Source organism: Methylocella sp. (assembly GCA_037200525.1).
Classification (GTDB): domain Bacteria; phylum Pseudomonadota; class Alphaproteobacteria; order Rhizobiales; family Beijerinckiaceae; genus Methylocapsa.
This window is the reverse complement of the sequence record JBBCGG010000001.1, coordinates 4,620,528-4,646,770: the sequence shown is the minus strand read 5'-3', so window position 1 is coordinate 4,646,770 and position 26,243 is coordinate 4,620,528. Positions and strand designations below refer to the sequence as shown.

General features: G+C 59.9%; 20 protein-coding genes. 14 read left to right on the top strand and 6 right to left on the bottom strand.

The window, feature by feature from the left end:
- Positions 1-7: 7 nt before the first annotated feature.
- Both WDN46_22840 and WDN46_22835 read right to left on the bottom strand, forming a co-directional pair.
- Complete coding sequence (locus WDN46_22840) at positions 8-1,846, bottom strand: sensor histidine kinase (GenBank protein ID MEJ0096143.1); 1,839 nt, start codon at positions 1,844-1,846, stop codon at positions 8-10.
- A gap of 30 nt (positions 1,847-1,876) precedes the next feature.
- Positions 1,877-2,572 (bottom strand): response regulator transcription factor, encoded by a 696-nt coding sequence (locus tag WDN46_22835; protein MEJ0096142.1) that lies wholly within the window; start codon positions 2,570-2,572, stop codon positions 1,877-1,879.
- 549 nt (positions 2,573-3,121) lie between these two features.
- Here WDN46_22835 and WDN46_22830 point away from each other — a divergent pair.
- Both WDN46_22830 and WDN46_22825 read left to right on the top strand, forming a co-directional pair.
- Positions 3,122-3,493: a hypothetical protein gene (locus WDN46_22830; protein MEJ0096141.1), complete on the top strand. Its 372-nt coding sequence runs from the start codon at positions 3,122-3,124 to the stop codon at positions 3,491-3,493.
- A gap of 499 nt (positions 3,494-3,992) precedes the next feature.
- Positions 3,993-4,316 carry a hypothetical protein gene (locus WDN46_22825; protein MEJ0096140.1) on the top strand — a complete coding sequence of 108 codons (324 nt, stop codon included), beginning with the start codon at positions 3,993-3,995 and terminating at the stop codon, positions 4,314-4,316.
- A 112-nt stretch (positions 4,317-4,428) separates the two neighbouring features.
- On the opposite strand, the gene WDN46_22820 is transcribed toward WDN46_22825, so the two are convergent.
- The 4 genes from WDN46_22820 to WDN46_22805 form a co-directional block, all read right to left on the bottom strand.
- Positions 4,429-6,087, bottom strand: a complete 1,659-nt coding sequence (locus tag WDN46_22820; protein ID MEJ0096139.1) for a cisplatin damage response ATP-dependent DNA ligase — start codon at positions 6,085-6,087, stop codon at positions 4,429-4,431.
- A complete protein-coding gene (locus WDN46_22815; GenBank protein ID MEJ0096138.1) occupies positions 6,084-7,118 on the bottom strand; it encodes a ligase-associated DNA damage response exonuclease in 1,035 nt (344 codons plus the stop codon). The genes WDN46_22820 and WDN46_22815 overlap by 4 nt, the downstream gene beginning before the upstream one ends.
- Before the next feature lie 63 nt (positions 7,119-7,181).
- Positions 7,182-7,484, bottom strand: coding sequence for a hypothetical protein (locus WDN46_22810; GenBank protein ID MEJ0096137.1), 303 nt, complete (start codon positions 7,482-7,484; stop codon positions 7,182-7,184).
- Positions 7,485-7,678: 194 nt separating this feature from the next.
- Positions 7,679-8,047: a hypothetical protein gene (locus tag WDN46_22805; GenBank protein ID MEJ0096136.1), complete on the bottom strand. Its 369-nt coding sequence runs from the start codon at positions 8,045-8,047 to the stop codon at positions 7,679-7,681.
- A 217-nt stretch (positions 8,048-8,264) separates the two neighbouring features.
- Between WDN46_22805 and WDN46_22800 the strand changes: the two genes are divergently transcribed.
- From WDN46_22800 to WDN46_22745, 12 genes are all read left to right on the top strand, one after another.
- On the top strand, positions 8,265-9,140 hold the full coding sequence (locus WDN46_22800; GenBank protein MEJ0096135.1) for a methyltransferase: 876 nt from the start codon (positions 8,265-8,267) through the stop codon (positions 9,138-9,140).
- A gap of 18 nt (positions 9,141-9,158) precedes the next feature.
- The gene (locus WDN46_22795) at positions 9,159-11,762 is read left to right on the top strand and encodes a ligase-associated DNA damage response DEXH box helicase (GenBank protein ID MEJ0096134.1); all 2,604 of its coding nucleotides are present in this window, start codon (positions 9,159-9,161) and stop codon (positions 11,760-11,762) included.
- Positions 11,762-12,478: a ligase-associated DNA damage response endonuclease PdeM gene (pdeM, locus tag WDN46_22790; protein MEJ0096133.1), complete on the top strand. Its 717-nt coding sequence runs from the start codon at positions 11,762-11,764 to the stop codon at positions 12,476-12,478. The genes WDN46_22795 and pdeM overlap by 1 nt, the downstream gene beginning before the upstream one ends.
- 156 nt (positions 12,479-12,634) lie before the next feature.
- Positions 12,635-12,826, top strand: coding sequence for a preprotein translocase subunit SecE (secE, locus tag WDN46_22785; protein MEJ0096132.1), 192 nt, complete (start codon positions 12,635-12,637; stop codon positions 12,824-12,826).
- Between the two features lie 32 nt (positions 12,827-12,858).
- A complete protein-coding gene (gene nusG / locus WDN46_22780; GenBank protein MEJ0096131.1) occupies positions 12,859-13,389 on the top strand; it encodes a transcription termination/antitermination protein NusG in 531 nt (176 codons plus the stop codon).
- A 166-nt stretch (positions 13,390-13,555) separates the two neighbouring features.
- Positions 13,556-13,984 carry a 50S ribosomal protein L11 gene (rplK, locus tag WDN46_22775; GenBank protein MEJ0096130.1) on the top strand — a complete coding sequence of 143 codons (429 nt, stop codon included), beginning with the start codon at positions 13,556-13,558 and terminating at the stop codon, positions 13,982-13,984.
- A gap of 6 nt (positions 13,985-13,990) precedes the next feature.
- Positions 13,991-14,686, top strand: a complete 696-nt coding sequence (gene rplA / locus WDN46_22770) for a 50S ribosomal protein L1 (protein MEJ0096129.1) — start codon at positions 13,991-13,993, stop codon at positions 14,684-14,686.
- Positions 14,687-15,377: 691 nt separating this feature from the next.
- Positions 15,378-15,890 (top strand): 50S ribosomal protein L10, encoded by a 513-nt coding sequence (rplJ, locus tag WDN46_22765; GenBank protein MEJ0096128.1) that lies wholly within the window; start codon positions 15,378-15,380, stop codon positions 15,888-15,890.
- A gap of 54 nt (positions 15,891-15,944) precedes the next feature.
- Positions 15,945-16,322 (top strand): 50S ribosomal protein L7/L12, encoded by a 378-nt coding sequence (rplL, locus tag WDN46_22760; protein MEJ0096127.1) that lies wholly within the window; start codon positions 15,945-15,947, stop codon positions 16,320-16,322.
- A gap of 235 nt (positions 16,323-16,557) precedes the next feature.
- Entirely contained in the window at positions 16,558-20,688 is a 4,131-nt protein-coding gene (gene rpoB, locus WDN46_22755; protein MEJ0096126.1) for a DNA-directed RNA polymerase subunit beta, read from the top strand.
- A 118-nt stretch (positions 20,689-20,806) separates the two neighbouring features.
- On the top strand, positions 20,807-25,003 hold the full coding sequence (gene rpoC / locus WDN46_22750; GenBank protein MEJ0096125.1) for a DNA-directed RNA polymerase subunit beta': 4,197 nt from the start codon (positions 20,807-20,809) through the stop codon (positions 25,001-25,003).
- A 352-nt stretch (positions 25,004-25,355) separates the two neighbouring features.
- Positions 25,356-26,123, top strand: a complete 768-nt coding sequence (locus WDN46_22745; GenBank protein ID MEJ0096124.1) for a L,D-transpeptidase — start codon at positions 25,356-25,358, stop codon at positions 26,121-26,123.
- The last annotated feature ends 120 nt before the right edge of the window (positions 26,124-26,243 follow it).

The window sequence follows — 26,243 nt, the reverse complement described above, 5'->3', positions numbered from 1 at the left end:
CGCGTCGTCACGCTTTGGGCAGCCAAATCAATAGGCGCGCGCCTAGCACGGGTGCCTCTTCGTCTTCGGTGATCGCCCCGACGCGGTTGATCGCGGATATGCGCCCGCCGTGGGCTTCGATGATCTGGCGCGAGATCGACAAGCCGAGCCCCGAATTCTGGCCAAAGCCCTGACTGGGCCTATCCGTATAGAATCGTTCGAAAATACGTTCGAGGGCTTCGGCCGGAATGCCCGGTCCGTCATCATCGACGATGACTTCAAAACCCTCTCGCCAATCGCCATTGTCGGCGCAATCCTTTGCGGCGCGCAAATGCACCCGAACCCATCCGCCTGGGTTGGAGAATGATCTGGCGTTGTCGATCAGATTATTAAAAACCTGAGCGAGGCGTGAGTCATATCCAAGAACGCGAAAGTTGAGCTTGCGGCTTTCGTCTTGATAGCTGTTGCGGGCGACGGTGAGGCTGACGTGAACATTCGGTTCGGCGTTCACCTGATTTGCCATCGAGACGACGGCGTTTAGGATAAGTTCGAGATCAACCATCTCCATTTCGGCGCGCGCCAGCTCGGCGTCGAGCCTTGATGCGTCGGAGATGTCGCTGATCAGCCGGTCGAGGCGACGAACGTCGTGCTCGATGATGGCGAGGAGACGCTGTTGCGATTCTGGTTTGCGGGCGATGGGCAAGGTCTCGACCGCGCTGCGCAATGAGGTCAGCGGATTCTTTAATTCATGCGCGACGTCGGCGGCGAAGCTTTCAATCGCCTCGATCCGATCATAGAGCGCCTTGGTCATGTCGCGCAGAACGCCGGACAAATGGCCGATCTCGTCCGAACGGTCGGTGAAATTGGGAATTTCGCGGCGGAATTTCGTGCCGCGCCGGACCCGTTCCGCCGCCTCGGCGAGTCGGCGTATCGGCTCGGCGATCGTGCCCGCGGTGAACAGCGACAGAAGAAACATGATGACGGCGGAGGCAAGGAAGATGCGGACGATGGCCCAGCGCTCCGACGCGATAAGCTTGTCTATGTCGCCGCCCTGCGTCGAGAGCAGAAGCGCGCCGCGCACGACGCGGAAGCGCTGAATGGGCGCCGCCACGGAGACGATGGTTTCGCCTTTGGAGTTGACGCGAACGACCGATTGTTCGCCGCCGCCAAGAGCCAGAAGGACTTCCGGATGGTTCTTGCCGCTGTCGACGCCGCTGTCTTCATAAAGCGGCAGGTACGACCGCCAGAAAATGCTTTTCAGCTTCATCCACGTGCGATCGATGAGCGAGCTTGCCTCATCGGATGATGAAACCGGCGGGAGATCAAAACGCAAAATGTTCGAGCGGCTGGAAAGCGAACGCGAGTCGAGCAGCAGATAGCCGTCGCGATCGTAGATGCGCGCGCGCGTGCGCGTTGGCGAGGCAAGCCGGCGAAGCACGGGGCCGACCCGTTCGGGATTGATCGAAAACTCCAGCGACGGCGTCGTGTCGTCGGCGAGCCCATAGCTTTCGCCGGGCGCGAGCTGAAGCAGCTTCTCAGGATCGAGTGTGATCGAATCCGTATCGACCGTCGCAGAGGCTGCTATCGCCGCAGCGATGATTTCGCCCTGAGTCTGCAAACTTTGCACCCGCGCGTCGATGAGGCCTTCGCGAAATTGGTTGAGATAGAGAAAGCCGACGAGCAGCGCAACGAGACCGCCGAGGTTCAGGACTACGATGCGTCGCGTGAGAGATGATGAAAAGCGCGAAACCACCGCGCGAAAAAGGCCGCGCAGGCGCGCTGAAAAGCTGCGGCGCATTCGCCTCGCTCGCCGCGCGGCGTCGCGCGTTCGCTCGAAGTTCAGTTCCTCGCGCGCCTCAACAGTCATCGACCCGTCGTCCCCCCCGAGCGGACTACTCTACTCCTTGAAACGATAGCCAACCCCATAAAGCGTTTCGATCATCTCGAATTCGTCGTCAACGGCCTTGAATTTTTTGCGCAGGCGCTTGATGTGGCTGTCGATGGTTCGGTCGTCGACATAAACCTGATCGTCATAGGCCGCATCCATTAAAGCGTTGCGGCTTTTTACGACCCCTGGCCGCGTCGCGAGGGCTTGCAGGATCAGAAATTCGGTCACGGTGAGCGTCACCGCATCATTTTTCCAGGTGCAGGCGTGCCGCTCCGGATCCATTTTGAGCAGTCCGCGCTCCAGAATCTTCGCGTCGGCTTCTTTTTGAGTTGCGGCGTCCTTCGGGTTGGCGCGGCGCAAGATCGCCTTGACGCGCTCGACCAGAAGACGCTGCGAGAAGGGTTTGCGGATGAAATCGTCGGCGCCCATTTTGAGGCCGAACAGTTCGTCTATTTCCTCATCCTTGGAAGTCAGAAAAATCACCGGAAGGTCGGATTTCTGCCGCAAGCGGCGCAACAGCTCCATACCGTCCATTCGCGGCATCTTAATATCGAAGATCGCGAGATCGGGCGGATCGCTTTTCAAACCGTCGAGGGCGGTTGAGCCATCGGTGTAGGTTTGAACCCGGTAGCCTTCGCCTTCGAGGGCGATCGACACGGAGGTAAGGATATTGCGGTCATCATCGACCAGGGCAATCACGGGCATGAAATGGTCCTAACTTCATATCGAGCGCGCAAAGAACTTTGCGTGAACCGCTCGCGAAGTGAAAGTCTCACGCTTCAGGATGCCATTTGCGGCAGCGCGATATCCATTGACTCTTCGCGTCCGACACCAACTCCCAGCGCAAGTGTGAATTGAGATACCTTCCCAAACAACATCCGGGAGGCGCTATTTTTCACCTATACAGGCACGGCGTTCGAAAATCATCACTTAACTTAGCGTTGGCTCGGCCGCAGCAAAACTCAACCATCGTTTTTCCAGAGCGAGCCTGTGATTCTGCTTTAAGCAGGCGTCAGCGTCAACTTCTCATATCAGTAGATATGCGAGGCCGAAATAAGGCAAGCGCGTTTATCGCCCGTTTGCCGCCACCTTGCCGCCTGTTTCGCGCCTGCCGTTCCCAAGTGCTGCGCCAGTGCAGCCACAGCCTCGCCTGGTCGTCGCCACATGTGGCCGTCCTATTCATGAGTGACCATATTGTAAGAGGCTGTTCCGACCGGGGACGCGCCGCCAAGGCCTTTTGAGGACTGGACATCCTTGTTCATTGCAAAACACAACATCACTCACGAGCGCCAGGGAGCTTCTCTAATTGAGGTTTTCAAAATGAGTTTAACAGGAAAATTCGTTCATATCGTCGATGCCGAACATTATCGAACGGGGGAGGTCGCCGAGGAAGTCTCGCCTAGTATATATCTCATCAAATATGACTCCCCAAACGGTGGTCCTCCCGGCCTTCCCAGAATGGTTCTGGCCAGCACAGAACAAATTGTAGCCTCCGAAATGGAAGACTGGAGCTTCTTTGATTCGAAGGAACAACTGCAGCTCTGGGTCGATTGGCTAGAGCATTTTCCGCGCACGTTGCATCACCTGGAGCGGCAGCGAAATGATTTTGGCGTTCGGCTGAGGTGAACCCTCTAAAGCGGGCGCCATAATGCCGATGCCCGCTGAAGCCCAGAAATTACCGGGGAACCCCCAGCTCTCCGGTGGATTACTCCGACACTGGCTGCGTACAGGCTTTGATAATCGCACCCTCAACGGAGATTTTTCAAAATGCCTGACGAAACAAGATCAATCGAAGTCGCCAGAGGTCGAGGGTCCGAGGGAGCTCCTATTTCAAGGTGAGATCCACTGCGAAAAAGCTTTGGGAGCATTGCGCCGATTTAGCGTTTGTTGCTGTCTGGGCAGAAACTTTTTATGCGGAGAAGGAGCGATGCGCTCGCCCCAACAAATAGCTCCGCAGGGGAAGAACTGCTGCCGGCGATGCGTCGAGGCCCTTCAGGCGATTTAGCTCAATCCCCGCGCGCGACATTATCGAACACCAACAAATTTGGAAGGACGGAAGCGCTGGGCGACGCACGGCGTGCGTGACGCCAAGCGCTCCGACTAGCAACCCTATTGGAGAAGCAAAATGATTGGCATGCCAAATATCAGCAGGACAACTGACGCAAACGATCCGGCAATAGTGGCCAAGATCGAAGCCTTGGCTCAGCGAATGTTCCAAGGTGAAATTGACCTGTACATCACCGAGCACAAAGGCTGGGATATGCAGCAGGAGGAATACGCCGCCCTGTTCAACGAGATGGGGCTTGAGAGCCAATTCGCATCCGGCGATCTTGAAGAGCACTGCCTCAACCTGGCGCACAGCATCGTCATATACGAGGAGTTTGAAAAGGAGATCGAGGCAGACCGCCTCCTCAGACGACGCGCCGTCTTCGGAACGCCGCAAGACTAAAGTTAACCCCCGGCCACGAATCCCTCGGGGCGTGCAGGTTTTCTAAGCCATTGATATCGCAAGTACACCTCGACAGGATTCGCTCGCGCCCGCAGTTCCCAAAATATCGGCCCTATTTCAGCAACGCCTCCAGGCTCTCGATCCGATCGGCTTCGCGGGCCGGCTTATCCCAGCGAATGCGCGCGACGCGCGGAAAGCGCATCGCGACGCCCGATTTGTGCCGGCTCGAGCGGTTCAACCCCTCGAATGCGATCTCGAGGACGAGGCCCTCCTCGCCGCCGTGCGTGACCTCGCGCACCGGCCCAAACCGGTTAGCCGTATTGTTGCGAACATAGCGGTCGAGTTCGACAAGTTCGGCGTCAGTAAAGCCGAAATAAGACTTGCCGACTGGAATCAAATGCGCGCCTTCGCCGTCCTGCCGCCAGACGCCGAAGGTATAGTCGGAATAGAAGGATGAGCGTTTGCCGTGGCCGCGCTGGGCGTACATCAATACGGCATCGACTCTGAAAGGATCGCGCTTCCATTTATACCAAAGCCCTTTTGGCCGGCCTGGCGTGTAGATCGAATCGGCGCGTTTCAGCATCAACCCCTCAATGGCTTCGGCGTCGTCTTCTGCCCCAAAAGAGCCCGGCGCGCGACGAGCCTCGGCAAGCTCCGCCCAGGAGTCGAACGGGACCAGGGGCGATAGATCGAGGCGCGGGCAGCGCACATTCTCAACGAAGGCGCAAAGCCGTTTGCGTCGCTCAAGAAAGGGAAGCGGGCGCAGGTCCTCCTCGCCCTCGCGAAGCAGATCATAGGCGCGAATACAGGCTGGAAAATCGGCGAGCAATTTGGCCGAGACCGTCTTGCGGTTGAGCCGCTGTTGCAGCACGCCAAAGGGCTCGACGCGGCCCTCGCGCAAAATCAGCAATTCGCCATCCAGCGAATAGGTTTGGACGTCGATGTCCCACAACGCCTGCGTCAGATCGGGGAACGCCGGGGAAATATCTTCGCCGGTGCGGGAGAACAGCCGCGTCGTCTTTCGTCCGTCGGCGGCGACCCCGCTCACCGCCTGAACCCTTATGCCGTCCCATTTCCATTCCGCCAGGAACTCCGATGGCAGAAGTTCATCGAAGTCTTTGGGCTCGATGGCGTGAGCCAGCATGGCGGGATGGAACGGCGCGGGATCGGACGGATCCGGGCGTTCTTCGCGGCCCTCGAGCCAAGCGAAAAGATCGAGATAGGGTGGTGCCGATCCGTGCCAGACTTCCTCAATTTCATTGACAGCCTTGCCGCCGAGGTCAGCAAGCGCGGTTTTCGCCAGCCGCGCCGAGACGCCGATCCGCAGCGAGCCGGTGATAAGCTTTAGCAACGCCCATCGCCCGATTTCATCCAGAGCGTCGAGCCAGCCGCTAAGCTTTGCCGGCAGGCTAAGCTTGCTCGTTGAACCCAGTTCGCGCACGACTTCGGACAGCATCAACGGTGCGTGATTTGCGCCTTGGCCGGCTGGCGCACCATTTGGAGTTGGCCAAAGGAGGGCGACGGTTTCGGAAAGATCGCCGACGAAATCATAGGAAAGATCAAATAGAACCGGATCGACGCGTTCAGCGATGAGGCCGCGGATAAGGGCGGGTTTGGCGTGCTGGAACGACAGCGCGCCGGTCAGCGCGGCGAGGGCATAGCCGCGTTCGGGATCGAGCGTCGCGCCGAAATATTCCGTCATCAGGCGGAGCTTGCCGAGGCGGGACGGCTCAAATCCCAGTCGATCGAGAAGAAAAGCGAAATGATTCAAGCGCTCTCCCCTGAAGCGGGCGCCGCATCCGCATCTTCGTCGCCGTAGCCAAGGAGATGCAAAGGGTCGGCTTCGATGCCTGCCCCCCGCGCCCAATGCACCAGCGCATCCGCTTCGCCATGCGTCACGAGAACCTTCCGGCATCCCGTCTCGCGGATGGTGGCGATGAGCCCATCCCAGTCAGCATGATCTGAAATGACCAGCGGGAGTTCGACGCCGCGTTGACGCGCCCTGGCCCGCACCCGCATCCAGCCCGAGGCGAAAGCCGCAATGGGGTCGGGAAATTTGCGCGACCAGAGATCCTGCAAGGCCCCAGGCGGACAGATCACGATCTCGCCGCCCAGCTTTCCCCGATCATAGGCCGAGACCTTGCGAATCTCGCCAAGCTCTACGCCTTCGCTCGCATAGAAATCGGTCAGCTTTTCGATCGCGCCGTGAACGTAGATCGGCCGCTCGTAGCCGGCCGCCCTGAGCAGGGCCATCATCCGTTGCGCTTTTCCGAGCGCATAGGCGCCGACGAGATGGGTCCGCTCTGGAAACAATCGTTGCGAGGCGAGAAGCTTGGCGATTTCATCGCCAGTTTGCGAATGCCGGAACACCGGCAGGCCAAAGGTCGCCTCAGTGATGAAGACATCGCAGGAAAGCGGCTCGAAGCCCGTGCAGGTCGGGTCGGCCTCGCGCTTGTAGTCGCCGGACACGACGACGGTTTGGGCGCGGTTCGCCAGACGAATTTGAGCTGAGCCGAGGACGTGCCCGGCCGGATGGAAGCTGACCTCGACTTCTCCCAGCCTCAGCGCTTCGCCATAGGCTACGGATTGCGCCGCGCCGCAAAAACTGGCTCCCAGGCGGATCGCCATTATCGCCAGCGTTTCCCGGGTGGCTAGGACTTGGCCGTGTCCTGGCCGCGCATGATCGGAATGGGCGTGGGTAACCAGCGCGCGGTGAACAGGGCGCAGCGGATCGATAAAAAAATCGCCCGCAGGGCAATAAAGCCCGGCGGGCGCAAGGGAGAGAGGGTTATCCGACGCCATCGGCGGGAAATAGGGTTCGAAGGCATGGCCCGCAAGGCGCGCCGACCATCAAAGCGGAAACTTCTAATCGGAGCAGACGAGGCCGCGGGTCACATAGATCCGGCCATCAGGGCCCATCATCCGCGTAACGCGAACGCAATCTTCATCTTCGCCCGGCCCGGCGCGGCCCAGCTCCATGGCCGGACCCTTGGTCAGCGACTCATAAGCGCTGCGGTGCTCGACCATCTGGCCATTATAGGCAATCTTGCTCTTCGGGGTGATCGTCAGCGGAGCCGCGAAAACAGCTGCGCCCAAGCAGGATACGGCAATCGCAGCCATGGTGAGCTTGAGGGCATGCATTCCGATTGTTTTGCGCGATTTGACCATGAGCTCTGCTCCTTCCACCCGCCACGTTTGCTCGAAGGATATTCCCCCGAAAACCCGACAAGTGCTGTGCGGCAATACACAAGTAACAACGCCACGCAAGACGAAAGGTTGCGGCTCAGCCAGAAAAAATTTGAAAAAATATAGAAGCCCCGCCAAACCGACGGGGCTTCTATCCTAAGATGGGGCGCAAGCGCTCAATAGCAAACGCGGGCCGGCTGATAGCCGACGAATCGTCCCCAACCGTCATAAGTAGGCTGGTTCTGAACGTAGCAGCCGCCATAAGCGCCATAACCATAATAAGGATAGGCGGCGGCTCCAGCGAGAGCCCCGACTGCGAGGCCAGCCGCGAGCGGGACGCCCCAGCCGCCGCCATACCAGCGGCCGCCGCGCCAATATCCGCCATGCCACCCCGCGCCGCGCCAGCCGCCTCCATGCCAGCCGCCGCCATGAAAACCGCCGTGAAAGGCGGCGGCAGCCGCGGGCGTTGCAGTCGCGGCGCTGGCGAGCCCTAGCGACGCGGCGGCGACGGTCGCGATGGCGCCTTTCTTCAAATTGCTGATCATTTCAAGTTCTCCCTGACGTTCGGCGCGGCCTCCTGAGACCAACGCTTCATGGCCAAGATGCAGCCACGAGCCTGAACCTGTGATGAATGAAGGATCAACGAATCAGTTCAATTCGTGGAGAGAAATTTGGGGTCAAAAAATGCCGTTATCAGAACCAATCGCCAAGAACTCGAGTCAGAATTGGCTCCCGCCGATAAGGCGCTCTTCTGGCGACGTGGTGGTCGATCGCCGTTATCTTTATGCCCGCGCCATCGCCGCCGAAGGCGATCACGAAACGGCATCCGAGGTTTTGGAGCAGGCTTGCGAGCTGGCGCCAGATTGGGCGCCGCTATGGTTGGCGCTGGCGACCGCCTATGAAAAATCTGGCCGCGCAAAAGAGGCGGCGGCGGCGCTTCGGCGCCTGGCGGCGATCGACGCAGCGGGTGAATTCGGCGCCGAACTTCATCTTGCCCGTCTTGGCGTTGGAGAGACGCCCAAAACGGCGTCGAAATTTTATATTCAAGGGCTGTTCGATCAATATGCCGATCGTTTCGATGCGCATCTCGTCAATCAACTCGCCTATCGGGGACCCGCTCTGCTCACCGACGCTTTGACGCGGCTCGGGGCTGGGCGATTTGATCAACTCATCGATCTTGGCTGCGGCACCGGCCTTTGCGGCGCGGCCTTTCGCGGCTCAAGCGAGCATCTAAGCGGCGTTGATCTCTCTCCCGGCATGATTGAGGTTGCGCGGAAGAAAGCGATTTACGACCGACTCGAAACGGCCACGATGGACGATTTTCTCGGGCTTGAGCCACCCCTCAGCGCCAATCTTATTCTGGCCGGCGACGTGTTCATGTATGTCGGCGATCTGGCGCCTGTCTTCGCGGCCGCCGCCCGCACGCTTGCGCCGGACGGATTCTTCGCTTTCACGGTGCAGCGCGCCTTGGAGGGAACGTATAAGATTGGCCCTGACCTGAGATTTTTCCACAGCGATGCTTATGTGAAGGAGACCCTCGAAGCGGTTGGCCTGCGCGTTTGCCTAATGGAGCCGGTCTCGGCGCGAAGGGACGCCGGCTTCGACGTTCCGGGCCTCGTGGTCGTGGCCCGCGCATAAAACATTCCGGGGCGTTTTGTGAAAGGTTCGGCCTTCGAGCTTCCGCCGCGTTTTCTGAACTGGTTTTCAGCGCGCGGCTGGACGCCCCGGAAGCATCAAATCGAGCTATTGCGCTTCGCGCGCGAAGGCCAAAACACCCTTCTCATTGCGCCGACGGGGGCTGGCAAGACGCTTGCGGGATTCTTGCCGACCCTCGTCGATCTTGAACAGCCGCCGAACCGGCGCGGCCTCCACACCCTTTACATATCGCCGCTGAAAGCGTTGGCGGTAGACGTGCAGCGCAATCTCGAGACGCCGATTGCCGAGATGCGCCTTGGAGCGCGCGTCGAGACAAGAACGGGCGACACCTCCGCCTCGAAACGCCAGCGCCAGCGCCGTTATCCGCCGGACATTCTGCTGACGACGCCCGAGCAACTCGCTCTGCTGATCGCCAGCCCCGACGCGCAGCATTTCTTCGCCGGATTGCGTCGCGTCATATTCGATGAATTGCACGCCATCGCCGCGACGAAGCGCGGCGATCTCCTTTGCCTTGGGCTCGCGCGACTGCGGACGATCGCTCCTCATCTCACCGCCATCGGGTTGTCGGCGACCGTGCGCGACCCGGCGGAGTTGCAGCGCTGGCTGACGCCGCGGGGGACGCCGGGCGCCGACGCTGCACTGGTCCTCGCGGAGCCAGGCGCTGCCGCCGATCTTTCGATTTTGGATACGCGGGAGCATTTGCCTTGGGCCGGACATAGCGCCCGCCATGCGCTGGCCGAGATTTACGCCGCTATCAAAGCTGCGAAGATGAGCCTCGTCTTCGTCAATACGCGGGCGCAGGCGGAGTTTATTTTCCAGGAGTTATGGCGGCGAAACGAGGACGACTTGGCGATCGCGCTGCATCATGGCTCGCTCAATGTCGCGCAGCGCCGCCGCGTCGAGGCGGCGATGGCGGCCGGCAAACTGAAGGCGGTGGTCTGCACGTCAACGCTCGATCTTGGCGTCGACTGGGGCGATGTCGATCTCGTCATCAACGTCGGGGCTCCTAAGGGCGCAAGCCGTCTGACGCAGCGGATCGGACGCGCCAACCATCGGCTGGACGAACCGTCCCGCGCGATTCTCGTACCCGCCAACCGGTTCGAGGTGCTGGAATGCCGCGCCGCCATCGACGCCGCGAGAGAAGGGGCGCAGGATACGGCGCTGGCGCGGGCAGGGGCGCTCGACGTGCTGTGCCAACACATTTTAGGCGCGGCTTGCGCGGAGCCTTTCGCCGCGGATGCACTCTATATGGAGATCATATCCGCCGAACCTTACGCCAAACTGAGTCGAGAGATGTTCGACGCGGCGCTTGGCTTTGTCGCCACCGGCGGATATGCGTTGAAAACCTATGAGCGCTTCGCAAAGATCAAGCAGATGAAGGATGGCCGCTGGCGGGTCGCCAATGGCCGCGTCGCGCAATCCTACCGCATGAATGTCGGGACCATCGTCGAGGCCGATCTCCTGAAGGTGCGGCTCGTGCCCGGCGGCGCCAAACCAACGTCGGCCTATACGGGTCCCTTGCGGCGGGGCGGCCGGGTGCTGGGCGAGATCGAGGAAGCTTTCATCGAAATGCTGGCGCCGAAGGATACGTTTTTGTTCGGCGGAGAGATTTTGGCGCTGCAAGGCATCGTCGAGAATGAGGCCCTGGTCTCCCGCGCGGCCTCTGACGCGCCGAAAATCCCATCTTATGCGGGCGGAAAATTCCCGCTTTCGACCCATCTGGCGATGCGCGTGCGCAGACTTTTGTCCGATTCCACAGCCTGGAGCGCCTTGCCGGAGCAGGTTGCGCAATGGCTCGAATTGCAACGGCAACGCTCGATTCTGCCGCCGGCAAGCGAATTGTTGGTCGAATCATTTCCGCGCGGCGAGCGATTCTATCTTGCGCTCTATCCCTTCGAGGGCCGTCTTGCGCATACGACGCTCGGGATGCTGCTGACGCGCCGGATGGAGCGCGCGGGGCTGAAGCCGCTCGGGTTCGTTGCCAATGATTATGCGTTGTGCGTCTGGTCGCTGACCGATCTTGGAGAACTGTCCAAGAAGGGCGCCGTTCGTCTCGAAGATCTGCTCGGGCGGGACATGCTTGGCGATGATCTTGAGGAATGGTTGGAGGAATCGTCGCTGATGAAGCGCACCTTTCGAAATTGCGCGATCATATCCGGATTGATAGAGCGCAATTTCATTGGGCGCGAGAAAACCGGACGGCAGTTAAAAATCTCGACCGACCTTATTTATGACGTGCTCCGCCGGCACGAGCCGCAGCATATTCTGCTGCAAGCCGCTCGCGCCGATGCGGCGACGGGGCTTCTCGACATCGACCGTTTGGCGCATATGCTTGTCCGCGTGCAAGGCAAAATCATTCATAAGGCGCTGAATCGCGTCTCGCCGCTGGCGGCGCCGATCCTGCTCGAAATCGGGCGCGAAACCGTTTATGGCGAGGCGCAGGATGCAATTCTCGCCGAAGCTGCGGGCAGTCTGGTTGAGGAAGTTCTTGCCGACCAACCTCCTCTCGGACTTGCTGAAATCATTCCCGCGAAACAGACTGCCAGGGAAGTTGCCGGGCGGGGCGCGATCCGCGCGAAAAGTCGAAAGAGAACCATCCATTGATGAACCAAGACGTTCCCCGCAAACGCGATCGACCGGCGGCGGTCGTCGCCGTTTTGGGCGCGCATTTCCTGGCCGATCCGGCCGGCGCTCTGTACTGGGGCGAAGAAGGCGTTCTGATCGTCGCCGACCTGCATTTGGAGAAGGGTTCCGCTTTCGCGGCGAGAGGCGTTCTGCTTCCGCCTTACGACACTGCTTCGACTTTGGCGGCGCTGGCGCGGCTGATCGCTTTCTACCAGCCTCGCTGCGTCGTGGCGCTCGGGGATTCCTTTCATGATTCGCGCGCAGGCGAGCGCCTCTGCGGCGAAGATCGCCGCACGATTCGCGCTTTGCACAGGGGACGCGAGTGGATCTGGATCGCCGGCAATCATGACGCGATTTTGCCGGCCGGGCTGCCGGGGGAGGCGAGAGCGGAGCTGGCGATGGGGGATATTGTGTTTCGCCACGAGCCGCGCGCCGGGCGGCGCATGGGAGAAATCGCCGGGCATCTCCATCCGGTCGCCAAAGTTGCAGGGCGCGGCGGCTCGGTGCGCCGCCGCAGTTTCGTCAGCAATGGCGAGCGCTGCGTGCTGCCCGCTTTCGGCGCCTTTGCCGGGGGGCTCAACCTGCACGACGCGGCCTTTGAGCCGCTCTTTGGCGGAAGCTTGGAAACTCTCGCCCATGTGGTCGGCCGCGAAGCGGTTTACGCCATACCGCATCGGCGTTGCCTGCCGGACTGAAGCCCTGCAGGTGGGGCTGGCCGAGGCCGCGAGAAAATTGAGTTTGCGTTCCGCGCAGGCTTGATTATATTGGGGCGAAGTGGCGCGCGGCCTTTAGGCTTCGCGCCCTGATTTTTTTTGCGCGGCCTTTGGGCGCGCCGAGGTCTTTGTTGGGCAATGGCAAACCCTTTTCAGTTCATTCAGGAAGTTCGCACCGAAGCCGGCAAGGTCACATGGCCGACCCGGCGCGAAACATTGATCACGACCGGCCTCGTGATTCTCATGGTTCTGTTCGCGAGCCTGTTCTTTGTGACGGTTGATCAGGGACTTCGCCTTTTGGTCACTTTCGTCCTGAGCATCGGCCATTGAGCGCGAATCAACAAAGGTTGGAAGCTGCCCCGATGAGCATGCGCTGGTATATCGTCCACGCTTATTCGAATTTTGAGAAAAAGGTCGCCGAATCCATCAAAGAGCAGGCGGCGCAGCGGGGACTTACCGCCAAGTTCGAGGAAATTCTGGTGCCGACCGAGCAGGTCGTGGAAATTCGGCGCGGCCGGAAGATCAATTCCGAGCGCAAGTTTTTTCCCGGCTACGTTCTCGTCAGATGCGATCTGTCCGACGATATCTATCATCTGATCAAGAACACGCCGAAGGTGACGGGATTTCTTGGCGCCGACAAGAAGCCGATGCCGATATCCGACTCCGAGGCCGACCGGATCAAGGGTCAGGTCGCCGAGGGCGTCGAGAGGCCGAGAGCGTCGATCTCGTTCGAAATCGGCGAGACCGTGCGGGTCGCCGATGGGCCCTTCGCCTCCTTCAACGGCATCGTCGAAGAGGTTGACGAAAGCCGTTCGCGGGTCAAAGTCGCTGTGTCGATTTTCGGTCGGGCGACGCCCGTCGAATTGGAATATGCTCAGGTCGAGAAGGTCTGAGTTCGGTTTTCAGGCGGCTGACGTCGCCTGAATTGCGCGGCCGGGGGAGATCCCGTTCGCGTCAGACGTGGGAGACAAGGCCCGGCGCGCCACGCCGGAATCCTGTCTGACCACGACCGCAACCGCCGCGCCCGAAGAGGGTCGGCTTTGTTTGGGAGTTTAAGGTATGGCGAAGAAGATCACGGGTTACGTGAAGCTTCAGGTGCCGGCCGGGGCGGCCAATCCGTCGCCCCCGATCGGCCCCGCGCTGGGTCAGCGCGGCTTGAACATCATGGAATTTTGCAAGGCCTTCAATGCGCGAACCGCGCAAATGGAGAAGGGGACGCCTATCCCGGTCGTAATCACGGCTTTCGCGGATCGGTCGTTCGTCTTCGAAATGAAGCTGCCGCCGGTATCCTATTTCTTGAAAAAGGCTTCGGGCATCACTTCCGGATCGAAGACGACCGGCCGTGGTTTCGCCGGCAAGATATCGAAGGCGCAGATTCAAGAAATCGCCGAAAAGAAATTGCCGGATCTCAATTGCGCAACGGTCGCCGCCGCGATGACGATGATCGAAGGCTCCGCCCGTTCGATGGGCCTTGAGATAGTGGGGTAGAGAAAAATGGCGCATGTTGGAAAGCGCGTGGTCAAGGCGCGTGAAGGCATTGACCGGATTAAGCTCTATCCGCTCGCGGAAGCGATCAAGCTGGTGAAGGAGCGCGCCAACGCCAAGTTCGACGAGACCGTCGGGATCGCCATGAATCTTGGCGTCGACCCGAAGCACGCCGATCAGATGGTGCGCGGCGTCGTCAATTTGCCGAACGGCACGGGGCGGACGTTGCGCGTCGCCGTTTTCGCGCGCGGTCCCAAAGCGGATGAGGCCAAGGCAGGAGGGGCCGACATTGTCGGGGCGGAAGAGCTGGTCGCGACGGTTCAGGCCGGAACGATCGCTTTTGACCGTTGCATCGCGACGCCGGATATGATGCCGCTCGTCGGCAGGCTCGGCAAAGTGCTGGGTCCGCGCGGTCTGATGCCCAACCCGAAGGTTGGCACGGTCACCATGGACATCACAGCCGCCGTCAAGGCGTCGAAAGGCGGAGCTGTCGAGTTTCGCGTCGAAAAGGCCGGCATCGTTCAAGGCAGCGTGGGGAAGGCTTCGTTCGACGAGGATATGCTCATCGCCAATATCGCCGCTTTCGTTGATGCTGTGGCCAAGGCCAAGCCGCAAGGCGCCAAAGGCACCTATATTCAGCGCGTCGCCATCTCGTCGACCATGGGTCCCGGGGTCAAAATTGATCCCGCGAGCGTGAATATATAGAGCGCCGATCTGGAAAGCCTCATGCCTTTCCACTGGATTCGCGCATTAAAACAAAGAGTTGGCCATGATCGCCTCAATCTGGGCGCATCATGGTCCGAGGCGTTGATCGCCTTGGGCAAGGACCGGTCGCGAAAATTCTCGCTTGACATGAGCGAAAATCCGCTGACGGGGTCTTGGCATCTCGATCTAGTTGGTTTAGATAGAGGGTTCGGTGCCGATTAAGCGTGGCGGCGCCGCACCCAATAAAAGCTTCCGCTAAGCGAGACGCCTTGAGTTTTAGCTTTCAAGTTCGACTTGTCGGCGACAAAAGACGCTTGTGATGCGGTGGATAGGCCGGAGGATAGGTGGCGACTCCTATCTCTTTCCGGCCATGTCCTGTCCAAGACTGCCGGCGCCGGACTCATTGTTGCGATGAGCTCCAGCTTAATCTCCGAACGTCGATCCGGTTCCCATCGGATAGGCCAAAGGGGCCAGCATAGACGGGGTAATAACCGGATTTTGGATGTACGGACGGCTCGCCCGGCCTCATCCTTCGATTTTGGTCTACTCCCTCTGTCCGGATCGGTTTGTTCGTTCCGGGGACAGGCACAGCGCTGTTTTTGGCGCGGGTTCGCCCGGCGGTCCAAGAACGGCAATTGCAGCCCGCGGGCGCGCCGAAGCAGGTTTGGCGCCCGCGCAAGGAGAAAGCACTGTGGACAGAGCGGAAAAGAAAGAATGCGTCGCTTCCCTGGCCGATATCTTTAAGACGACGTCCGTGGTTGTAGTTGCGCATTATTCCGGCCTCACCGTGGCTCAGATGCAGACGCTGCGCAAGCAGATGCGTGCGGCTGGAGCCACTGTGCAGGTCGCCAAGAACCGTCTTGTCAAGATTGCGCTCGAAGGCTCGGAGGTCGCCTCGATCTCGGGCCTGATGCGAGGGCAGACCCTGATCGCCTATTCGGACGATCCGGTCGCTGCGGCTAAAGTTGCGGTGGGTTTCGCGAAGGAGAACGAAAAGCTCGTGATCCTCGGCGGCGCCATGGGAAAGACCGCCTTGAACGTGGACGCCGTGCGATCGCTCGCGACGCTGCCGTCCTTGGATGAATTGCGCGGCAAAATCGTCGGTCTGCTCAAGGCCCCGGCGACGAAGCTCGCACAGGTCACCACCGCGCCGGCCGCCAAGCTCGCGCGCGTTTTTGCGGCCTATGCCGACAAAGCCGCCTGACGACGCAATCTTCAAAGACAACACACAACAATTGACCTATCGAAGGAAGTAGACATGGCTAATTTGGAAAAGATCGTCGATGACTTGTCGAGCCTCACCGTGCTTGAGGCCGCAGAGCTCGCCAAGCTGCTCGAAGAGAAGTGGGGCGTTTCTGCCGCCGCAGCCGTTGCGGTAGCCGCCGGACCTGGCGCCGCCGCGGCCGCCGCCCCGGCCGAAGAGCAGACGGAGTTCACCGTCATCCTCGCCTCTATCGGCGACAAGAAGATTGAAGTCATTAAAGAGGTCCGCGCTGTGACGGGTCTTGGCCTGAAAGAGGCGAAGGATCTGGTCGAAGCGGCTCCGAAGCCCGTAAAGGAAGGCGCCACCAAAGAGGAGGCCGAGAAGATCAAGGCCGCTCTCGAAAAGGCTGGCGCGAAAGTCGAGTTCAAGTGATTCCGATCGCAGTGGCGGTCTAATTTTGCAAAGCGACGGTCCCCATGGGAACAGGGGGACCGTCGCTCTATTGCCGGAAGGTATGTTCGAACCTTGCGGCAAATTCGCTCGCGGCCTTTTCGCCGCGGCGCGGGGGGCCCCGAACAAGTCCCGACCGTCCAGCGTCCAGGCTGGGCGCGGATGAGGCGATTTTCCGTGCGGGATCATCGCCGTTTTGACGAGGTGCGAGAGCGACATGGCTCATCATTTGGCGCAGACGTTCACCGGCCGTAAGCGTATCCGCAAATTTTTCGGCAATATCCGCGAAGTCGCGGAAATGCCCAATCTGATCGAAGTTCAAAAAGCCTCTTATGATCAGTTTCTTCTCATCGACGAGCCGCAAGGCGGCCGTCCGGATGAGGGACTGCAATCCGTCTTTAAGTCAGTCTTTCCGATCGCCGATTTTTCCAATACGGCGCTCCTCGAATTCGTCAAATACGAATTTGAACCGCCGAAATACGACGTCGACGAGTGCCGCCAGCGCGGCATGACCTTCGCCGCGCCGCTGAAGGTGACCTTGCGCCTTATCGTGTTCGATGTCGATCCCGACACAGCCGCGCGATCGGTCAAGGACATCAAGGAGCAGGACGTCTACATGGGCGACATGCCCCTGATGACGATGAACGGCACGTTCATCGTCAACGGGACTGAGCGCGTCATTGTCTCGCAGATGCATCGTTCGCCTGGGGTGTTTTTCGATCACGACAAAGGCAAGAGCCATTCTTCCGGCAAGCTCCTATTCGCGGCGCGGATCATTCCCTATCGCGGCTCCTGGCTCGATATCGAATTTGACGCCAAGGACATTGTTTATGCGCGCATCGATCGCCGCCGCAAAATTCCTGCGACGTCGGTGCTCTATGCGCTCGGCATGGACGGGGAAGAGATTCTCTCGACCTTCTACAAGACCATTCTCTTTACGCGCGACAAGGATGGTTGGCGTCAGCCGTTCGATCCCGAGCGTCTGAAAGGCATCAAGGCCGTCGTCGACATGCTCGACGCGGAAACGGGCGAAGTTGTGCTCGAAGCCGGCAAGAAGCTCACCGTTCGCACCGCGCGGCAACTCGCCGAGCGCGGCCTGAAGTTTTTGCGCGTGCAGGACGAGGACCTTTACGGCCAATATATCGCCGTCGATCTTTATGATCCGAGCACGGGCGAAATCTTCGCCGAGGCCGGCGACGAAATCAGCGTCAAGACTTTGCCGCTGCTGATCGAGGCTGGTTTCAACGAACTGCCGCTGCTCGATATCGATCACATCAATATCGGGCCATACATTCGCAATACGCTCGCCGTCGACAAGAACAGCTCGCGCGAGGAGGCTCTATTCGACATTTACCGCGTCATGCGTCCCGGCGAGCCGCCGACGCTCGATTCGGCGGAAGCCATGTTCAACTCGCTGTTCTTCGACCCGGAGCGCTATGACCTCTCCGCCGTCGGCCGCGTCAAGATGAATATGCGCATGGATCTCGACGCCGCCGATACGGTGCGCACCCTGCGCAAGGAAGACATTGTCGCCGTCGTGCGGGCGCTCGTTGATCTTCGCGACGGGCGTGGCGAGATCGACGATATCGACCATCTCGGCAACCGTCGGGTGCGCTCGGTCGGCGAACTCATGGAGAACCAGTATCGACTAGGCTTGTTGCGGATGGAGCGCGCCATCAAGGAGCGCATGTCCTCGGTCGACATAGATACGGTGATGCCGCAGGATCTGATCAATGCGAAGCCCGCCGCCGCCTCGGTGCGGGAGTTCTTCGGCTCGTCGCAATTGTCGCAGTTCATGGATCAGACCAATCCATTGTCGGAGATCACCCACAAGCGGCGTCTTTCGGCGCTTGGCCCGGGCGGTCTGACGCGTGAGCGCGCCGGTTTCGAAGTGCGCGACGTGCATCCGACTCACTATGGGCGCATCTGCCCGATCGAGACGCCGGAAGGCCCGAATATCGGACTGATCAATTCGCTCGCGACCTTCGCGCGCGTTAATAAATATGGCTTCATCGAAGCGCCTTATCGCCGCATCAAGGACAATCAGGTCACTGATGAGGTGGTCTATTTGTCGGCGATGGAAGAAGGCAAATATTACGTCGCGCAAGCCAATGCGCCGCTCGATGAACAGAGCCGGCTGACTGAGGATCTTGTCGTTTGCCGCCATTCCGGCGATGTCGTCATGGTGCCGCGCGAACGCGTCGACTTCATGGACGTTTCGCCCAAGCAACTGGTGTCGGTGGCCGCCGCGTTGATTCCATTCTTGGAGAACGATGACGCCAATCGCGCGCTCATGGGATCCAACATGCAGCGTCAGGCCGTGCCATTGGTGCGAGCTGATGCGCCGCTCGTCGGCACCGGCATGGAGGCGATCGTCGCGCGGGATTCGGGCGCGGCCATCGCGGCGCGCCGGACAGGCTATATCGACCAGATCGACGCCACCCGCATCGTCATTCGGGCGACTGAGGAATCAGACGCCGGCAAGCCGGGCGTCGATATTTATCGGTTGATGAAGTTCCAGCGTTCGAACCAGTCCACCTGCGTCAACCAGAAGCCTCTGGTGCGGGTCGGCGATTTCGTGCGCAAGGGCGACATCATTGCGGACGGTCCCTCGACCGACCTCGGCGATCTGGCGCTCGGACGCAATGTCCTCGTCGCCTTCATGCCGTGGAATGGCTATAACTTCGAGGATTCGATCCTTCTCAACGAACGCATCGTCAAGGACGATGTCTTTACCTCGATCCACATCGACGAATTCGAGGTGATGGCGCGCGACACCAAGCTCGGTCCGGAGGAAATCACTCGCGACATTCCCAACGTCTCGGAAGAGGCTTTGAAGAATCTCGACGAGGCCGGCATCGTATATATAGGCGCTGAGGTGCAGGCGGGCGACATTCTCGTCGGTAAAATCACGCCAAAGGGTGAAAGCCCGATGACGCCGGAAGAAAAGCTATTGCGGGCGATCTTTGGCGAGAAAGCATCCGACGTTCGCGACACTTCGCTGCGCGTCCCGCCGGGCGTGCAGGGAACGATCGTCGAAGTGCGAGTGTTCAACCGTCACGGCGTCGACAAGGACGAACGCGCTCAAGCGATCGAACGCGAGGAGATCGAACGTCTGGCGAAGGACCGCGACGACGAGCTCGCCATTCTCGACCGTAACGTCTATGCGCGCGTGCTCGACATCCTCGCCGGCAAGAAGGCGATCGTGGGGCCCAAAGGCTTCAAGAAGGACACCGTGCTCACGAAGGAGCTCATCGAAGAGTATCCGCGCTCGCAATGGTGGATCTTCGCGATCGAGAACGATCAGATCATGGCCGAACTCGAAGCCATGCGGAAGCAATATGACGAGTCGAAAAAGGGCCTCGAAAGCCGCTTCCTCGACAAGGTCGAAAAGCTTCAGCGCGGCGATGAGCTATCGCCGGGCGTGATGAAGATGGTGAAGGTTTTCGTCGCGGTGAAGCGCAAGATTCAGCCGGGCGACAAGATGGCGGGACGGCACGGCAATAAGGGAGTCGTCTCCAAAATCGTGCCGCAGGAAGATATGCCTTTCCTCGCCGACGGTCAGCCGGTTGATATCGTCTTGAATCCGCTCGGCGTGCCGAGCCGGATGAATGTCGGCCAGATTCTGGAGACTCATCTCGGTTGGGCTTGCGCCGGTCTTGGCAAGCAAGTGGCTGAAACGGTCAATTCCTATCTGCGCGATCAAGATACGGCTCCTCTGCGCAAGAAGCTGAGCAAGATCTATGATGCGGAAAAGGAGATCGGCGAACTTGACGACGAAACCGTCGTGGAGCTCGGCGAGAATCTTCGCCGCGGCGTGCCGATCGCGACGCCGGTGTTCGATGGCGCCCACGAAAAGGACATCGTCGAAATGCTCGAGGAGGCCGGACTCGACGCCTCGGGTCAGGTGGTCCTTTATGATGGACGCACAGGCGAGGCTTTCGATCGAAAAGTGACGGTCGGCTACATATATATGTTGAAGCTGCATCACCTCGTCGACGACAAGATCCATGCGCGCTCGATCGGGCCCTACAGCTTGGTTACGCAGCAGCCTCTCGGCGGCAAGGCTCAGTTCGGCGGCCAGCGTTTTGGTGAAATGGAAGTGTGGGCGCTTGAGGCCTATGGAGCGGCCTATACGCTGCAGGAAATGTTGACGGTGAAGTCCGACGACGTCGCCGGACGCACCAAGGTCTATGAGTCGATTGTGCGCGGCGACGACGCTTTCGAGTCTGGCATTCCTGAGAGCTTCAATGTGCTGGTTAAAGAGATGCGTTCGCTTTGCCTCAACGTTGAGTTGACCTCGACAGCGAAGCTTGTCGGGCCAACGCCAGCCGAGGCGGCCGAATAATCGTACCGCAATAGAGCGGCGCGCGCGCCCGGATGCTGCGCGCCGCTCTGTGTTTTTTGGTTTCCGGCAAGAGGCCCGGGGGCGATCGCCGCGCAGGCCCAAGCATCAGGAGATGGCAATGAATCAAGAGGTCATGAATCTCTTCAATCCGGTCGTGCAGCCGCAAGCTTTCGATCAGATCCAGATATCTATCGCCAGTCCGGAAAAGATTCTGTCCTGGTCTTTCGGCGAGATCAAGAAGCCGGAGACGATCAACTATCGCACCTTCAAGCCGGAACGCGACGGTCTGTTCTGCGCGCGCATTTTTGGTCCGATCAAGGACTACGAGTGCCTGTGCGGCAAGTACAAGCGGATGAAATATAAAGGCGTCATCTGCGAGAAGTGCGGCGTTGAAGTCACTCTGTCGCGCGTGCGGCGCGAGCGGATGGGCCACATCTCGCTCGCCGCGCCCGTTGCGCATATCTGGTTCTTGAAGTCGCTGCCTTCGCGCATCGGCTTGCTGCTCGATATGACGTTGAAGGATCTCGAGCGGATTCTTTATTTCGAATCCTATATCGTGCTCGACCCGGGCCTGACGCCTCTGAAGGACCGCCAGCTCCTCAACGAAGAGGATTATCTGCGCGCCCAGGACGAGTATGGTCAGGATTCCTTTACGGCCATGATCGGCGCCGAGGCGATTCGCGATATTTTGCGCAATATGGACCTGCCTGGAATCGCGGAGAGGCTGAAGATCGAGATTGCGCAATCGACGACCGAGCTGAAGCCGAAGAAGCTCGCCAAGAGATTGAAGATCATCGAGGCCTTCATTAATTCCGGCAACAAGCCCGAATGGATGATTCTGACCGAGGTTCCGGTTATCCCGCCGGATCTGCGTCCGCTCGTTCCGCTCGATGGCGGCCGATTCGCGACCTCCGATCTCAACGATCTCTATCGCCGCGTGATCAACCGCAACAATCGTCTGAAGCGGCTGATCGAATTGCGCGCCCCCGACATCATCGTTCGCAACGAAAAGCGAATGCTGCAGGAGGCGGTCGACGCCTTGTTCGACAATGGCCGGCGCGGACGCGTCATCACGGGCGCCAATAAGCGGCCGCTGAAGTCGCTCGCCGACATGCTGAAGGGCAAACAGGGCCGGTTCCGCCAGAACTTGCTCGGCAAGCGCGTCGACTATTCCGGTCGCTCGGTCATCGTCGTCGGTCCCGATCTCAAGCTGCATCAATGCGGCCTGCCGAAGAAGATGGCGCTCGAATTGTTCAAGCCCTTTATTTATTCGCGTCTCGACGCGAAGGGCCTTTCCGCGACCGTCAAGCAGGCCAAGAAGCTGGTCGAAAAAGAAAAGCCGGAAGTTTGGGATATCCTCGATGAGGTCATCCGCGAACATCCGGTGATGCTGAATCGCGCCCCGACCTTGCATCGCCTCGGCATTCAGGCCTTCGAGCCGAAGCTGATCGAGGGCAAGGCGATCCAGCTGCATCCGCTCGTCTGCGCCGCCTTTAACGCTGACTTCGACGGCGACCAGATGGCCGTCCACGTGCCGCTCTCGCTTGAGGCGCAGCTTGAGGCGCGCGTGCTCATGATGTCGACCAACAATATCTTGCATCCGGCCAATGGTCTGCCGATCATTGTGCCGAGTCAGGATATCGTGCTCGGCCTCTATTACGTATCGCTGATGCGCGACGGCGAGCCTGGGCAGGGCATGGCGTTCTCGAATATTGGCGAGATCGAACATGCCTTGGCCGCCAAGGCGATCACGCTGCATACGCAGATCAAGGGCCGCGCTTGGACCTTTGATAGCGAAGGCAAGCGCGCCTCGAAGATTTTCGATACGACCCCTGGCCGCATGATTCTCGGGCAACTAATGCCCGAGCATGTCAAGATTCCGTTCGATGTCGTGAACAAGCTCATGACCAAGAAAGAAATCTCGAACATGATCGACGTCGTCTACCGCAATTGCGGGCAGAAGGAGACGGTCATCTTCTGCGACAGGATCATGGCGCTCGGATTCCGCGAGGCGTTTAAGGCCGGCATTTCCTTCGGCAAGGATGACATGGTCGTGCCGGAAACCAAGCCGCGCATCATTGCCGAGACAAGCGCGCTCGCCAAGGAATATGAGCAGCAATATAATGACGGCCTGATCACTCAGGGCGAAAAATACAACAAGGTGGTCGACGCCTGGGCGAAGTGCTCCGACAAGCTCGCTGAAGAGATGATGGCGCGCATTTCGTCCGTGCAGAAAGATAAGAACGGCCGCGATAAGCCGATCAATTCGATCTACATGATGTCGCATTCTGGAGCGCGTGGGTCGCCGACTCAAATGAAGCAGCTCGCCGCAATGCGCGGTCTGATGGCGAAACCATCAGGCGAAATCATCGAGAGTCCGATCATCTCGAACTTCAAGGAAGGCCTTACCGTGCTTGAATACTTCAACTCGACGCACGGCGCCCGAAAGGGATTGGCCGACACCGCTTTGAAGACCGCGAACTCCGGCTATCTCACGCGGCGGCTCGTCGACGTCGCGCAGGATTCGATCATCACCATGGTCGATTGCGGCTCGCAAGGCGGCATCCGCATGCGGGCGATTATCGACGCCGGCCAGGTTGTCGCCTCGCTCGCGACGCGCATCCTCGGACGGACGACGGCTGAAGACCTGAAGGAGACCGACGGAACGCTCATCGTCGCAGCCGGCGAGATGATTCAGGAATGGCATATCGACCGCATCAACGCGGCCGGCATCCAGGAAGTGAAGATCCGCTCGGTCTTGACCTGCGAGGCCAAGAATGGCGTCTGCGGAAAGTGCTATGGCCGCGACCTTGCTCGAGGCACGCCGGTGAATATGGGCGAGGCGGTCGGCGTCATAGCGGCGCAATCGATCGGCGAGCCCGGCACCCAGCTGACCATGCGCACCTTCCATATCGGCGGCGCTGCGCAGATCGCCGACCAGTCCTTCATCGAATCCAATTTCGATGGGACCGTGAAGATCCGCAACCGTCATCTCGCCCGCAACTCCGACGGCGATTTGATGGTGATGGCGCGCAACGTCGCGGTCGTCATCGAAGGCCAGGATGGCGCCGAGCGCGCTGTTCACCGCGTCCAATATGGCGCGCGGCTCAAGGTCGACGAAGGCGACCAGATCAAACGCGGCCAGCGCATCGCCGAGTGGGACCCATATACGCGGCCTATCCTGACCGAGATCGATGGGTTCATTGGCTTCGAGGATCTGGTTGAGGGCGCCTCCATGACGGAGACCATCGACGAGGCGACAGGCATCGCCAAGCGCATGGTCATCGATTGGCGGCTCAATCAGCGGTCTGCGACGCTGAAACCCTCGATCGTGATCAAGACCGCGGATGGCAAGATCGGCAAGCTGCAGCGCGGCGGCGACGCGCGCTACACGCTGCCAGTCGAGTCGATCATCGGCGTCGATCCAGGCGGCTCGGTGCGGGCCGGCGACATCGTCGCCCGCATATCGATGGAATCGGCCAAGACGCGCGACATCACCGGCGGTCTGCCGCGCGTTGCGGAATTGTTCGAAGCGCGCCGTCCGAAGGATCACGCGATCATCGCCGAGGCCTCAGGCACGGTGCAGTTCGGCCGCGACTATAAGAACAAGACGCGGATTTCGATCATTCCGAACGAAGAGGGCGCGGAGCCGATCGAGTATTTGATCCCGAAGGGCAAGCACATCCATCTTCAGGACGGCGACGTGGTGGAGAAGGGCGACTATATCGTCGACGGCAATCCGGCGCCGCACGACATTCTTGCGATCAAAGGCGTCGAGGAGCTCGCAGCCTACCTCGTCAACGAGATCCAGGAAGTCTATCGCTTGCAAGGCGTCGCCATCAACGACAAGCACATCGAGGTCATCGTCCGGCAGATGTTGCAGAAGGTGGATATCGTTGATCCCGGCGATACCGACTTTCTCGCGAACGAGCAGGTTGATCAGATGGAGCTCGATGAAGCCAACGCTAAGGCGCTCGCGGAAGGCGGCAAGCCCGCTTCGGGAACGCCAGTCTTGCTTGGCATCACCAAAGCGTCTCTGCAGACCCGTTCGTTCATCTCCGCCGCCTCCTTCCAGGAGACGACGCGGGTGCTGACCGAGGCGGCCGTCAACGGCAAGGCGGATACGCTCGAAGGGCTGAAGGAGAATGTCATCGTCGGCCGGTTGATCCCGGCGGGTACGGGCGCGGCGATGGCGAAATTGCGCCGAGTCGCCGCCATGCGCGATGAAATGATCCTGGCGCAGAAGGCGGAATCGTCACGAGCGCCGGTTGCGACCCCGCTCTTGCCGTCGGCGGCTCCTGCGGCCCAAGACTGACGCAATTCGGCTTCCGCCGCGCCCCGGAGGAAGCCGAAGCGGCGGGAAGCCAATCGGAGAATAATTGAAGTGGGAGCATGATCCATCGATCATGCTCCCACTTTTTTTGCATCATATGTCCATCTGCGCGTCTTCGGGCCCTGGGACGAGCGAGCGCCTTGGCGCTGACGGCGCAAGGTTCGAGACAGGTTGATTAAGTCTTATCGTCGAAGCGATCGATCATCACATCGATCGTGAAGGCCATTGCCGCTTTTGCAGTTTTCTTTGGCCGTATCGCGTGCCATCCTCCTGGGCCGTAGTGAACCTGGGTTTCATCATGCGTAGCGCAACGTTGACCGTTTTCGTCGCAAGCTTGGCCATATCGGTCGTCGCTTTGATGACGCTGGCGCCGGCCCCAGCGTTCGCCCAATGGCGAAGCTATTCCGGCTATCAGGCCTATCCCGCCTATCCGCCTTACGCCTATCCGGCTTACCCCGACGCCCCCGTCGGACCGCCCGCGCAGCCCTATGGCGGGCGCCCTTACGCGGGGAGCCAACAGGACAACTATTACGATCAATATTATGGGGGCGGATCTTCCTATGCCCAGCCAAGGGGGCAGTCCGCTTACCGTGAGCCTGGTTATGGCGGACCTTCGGACCGCGGCGATCTCGAGCTTGGAGTCAATCCGAACGAGAGGACGGCCGCGCGCATCGCCAACCCGACCAATGAGCCGCCAGGCACCATTGTTGTCGATACGCGCACGCGGCATCTTTATCTGATCCAGCCGAACGGGGAGGCGATCCAGTACGGGATTGGCGTCGGACGTCAGGGGTTTGAGTGGAAGGGCACAGCCCGGGTAGGCCGCAAGGCCGAATGGCCGCGATGGATTCCGCCGAAGGAAATGTTGAAGCGCCGCCCGGATTTGCCGGAATCCATGGATGGCGGTCTTGAAAATCCGCTCGGCGCGAGGGCGCTCTATTTGTTTCAGGGCAACAAGGATACGTTGTTTCGCATCCACGGCACAAATGAGCCTGATACGATAGGAAAAGCCGTGTCTTCAGGCTGCATCCGCATGATGAATGCCGACGTCATTGATCTCTATCAGCGCGTCGGCGTCGGCGCACGGGTGGTTGTTCTGTGAACTGATCTGGGATCTGGCCCCTGGTTGGAGCCCTACGCCGCCCCCCGGCCTTGACGAGGCGCGAGAGGTGCGGGGGGCGCCACAGTCCCTCATGGTCCGGTTTGCGAGCATTCGCGCTTT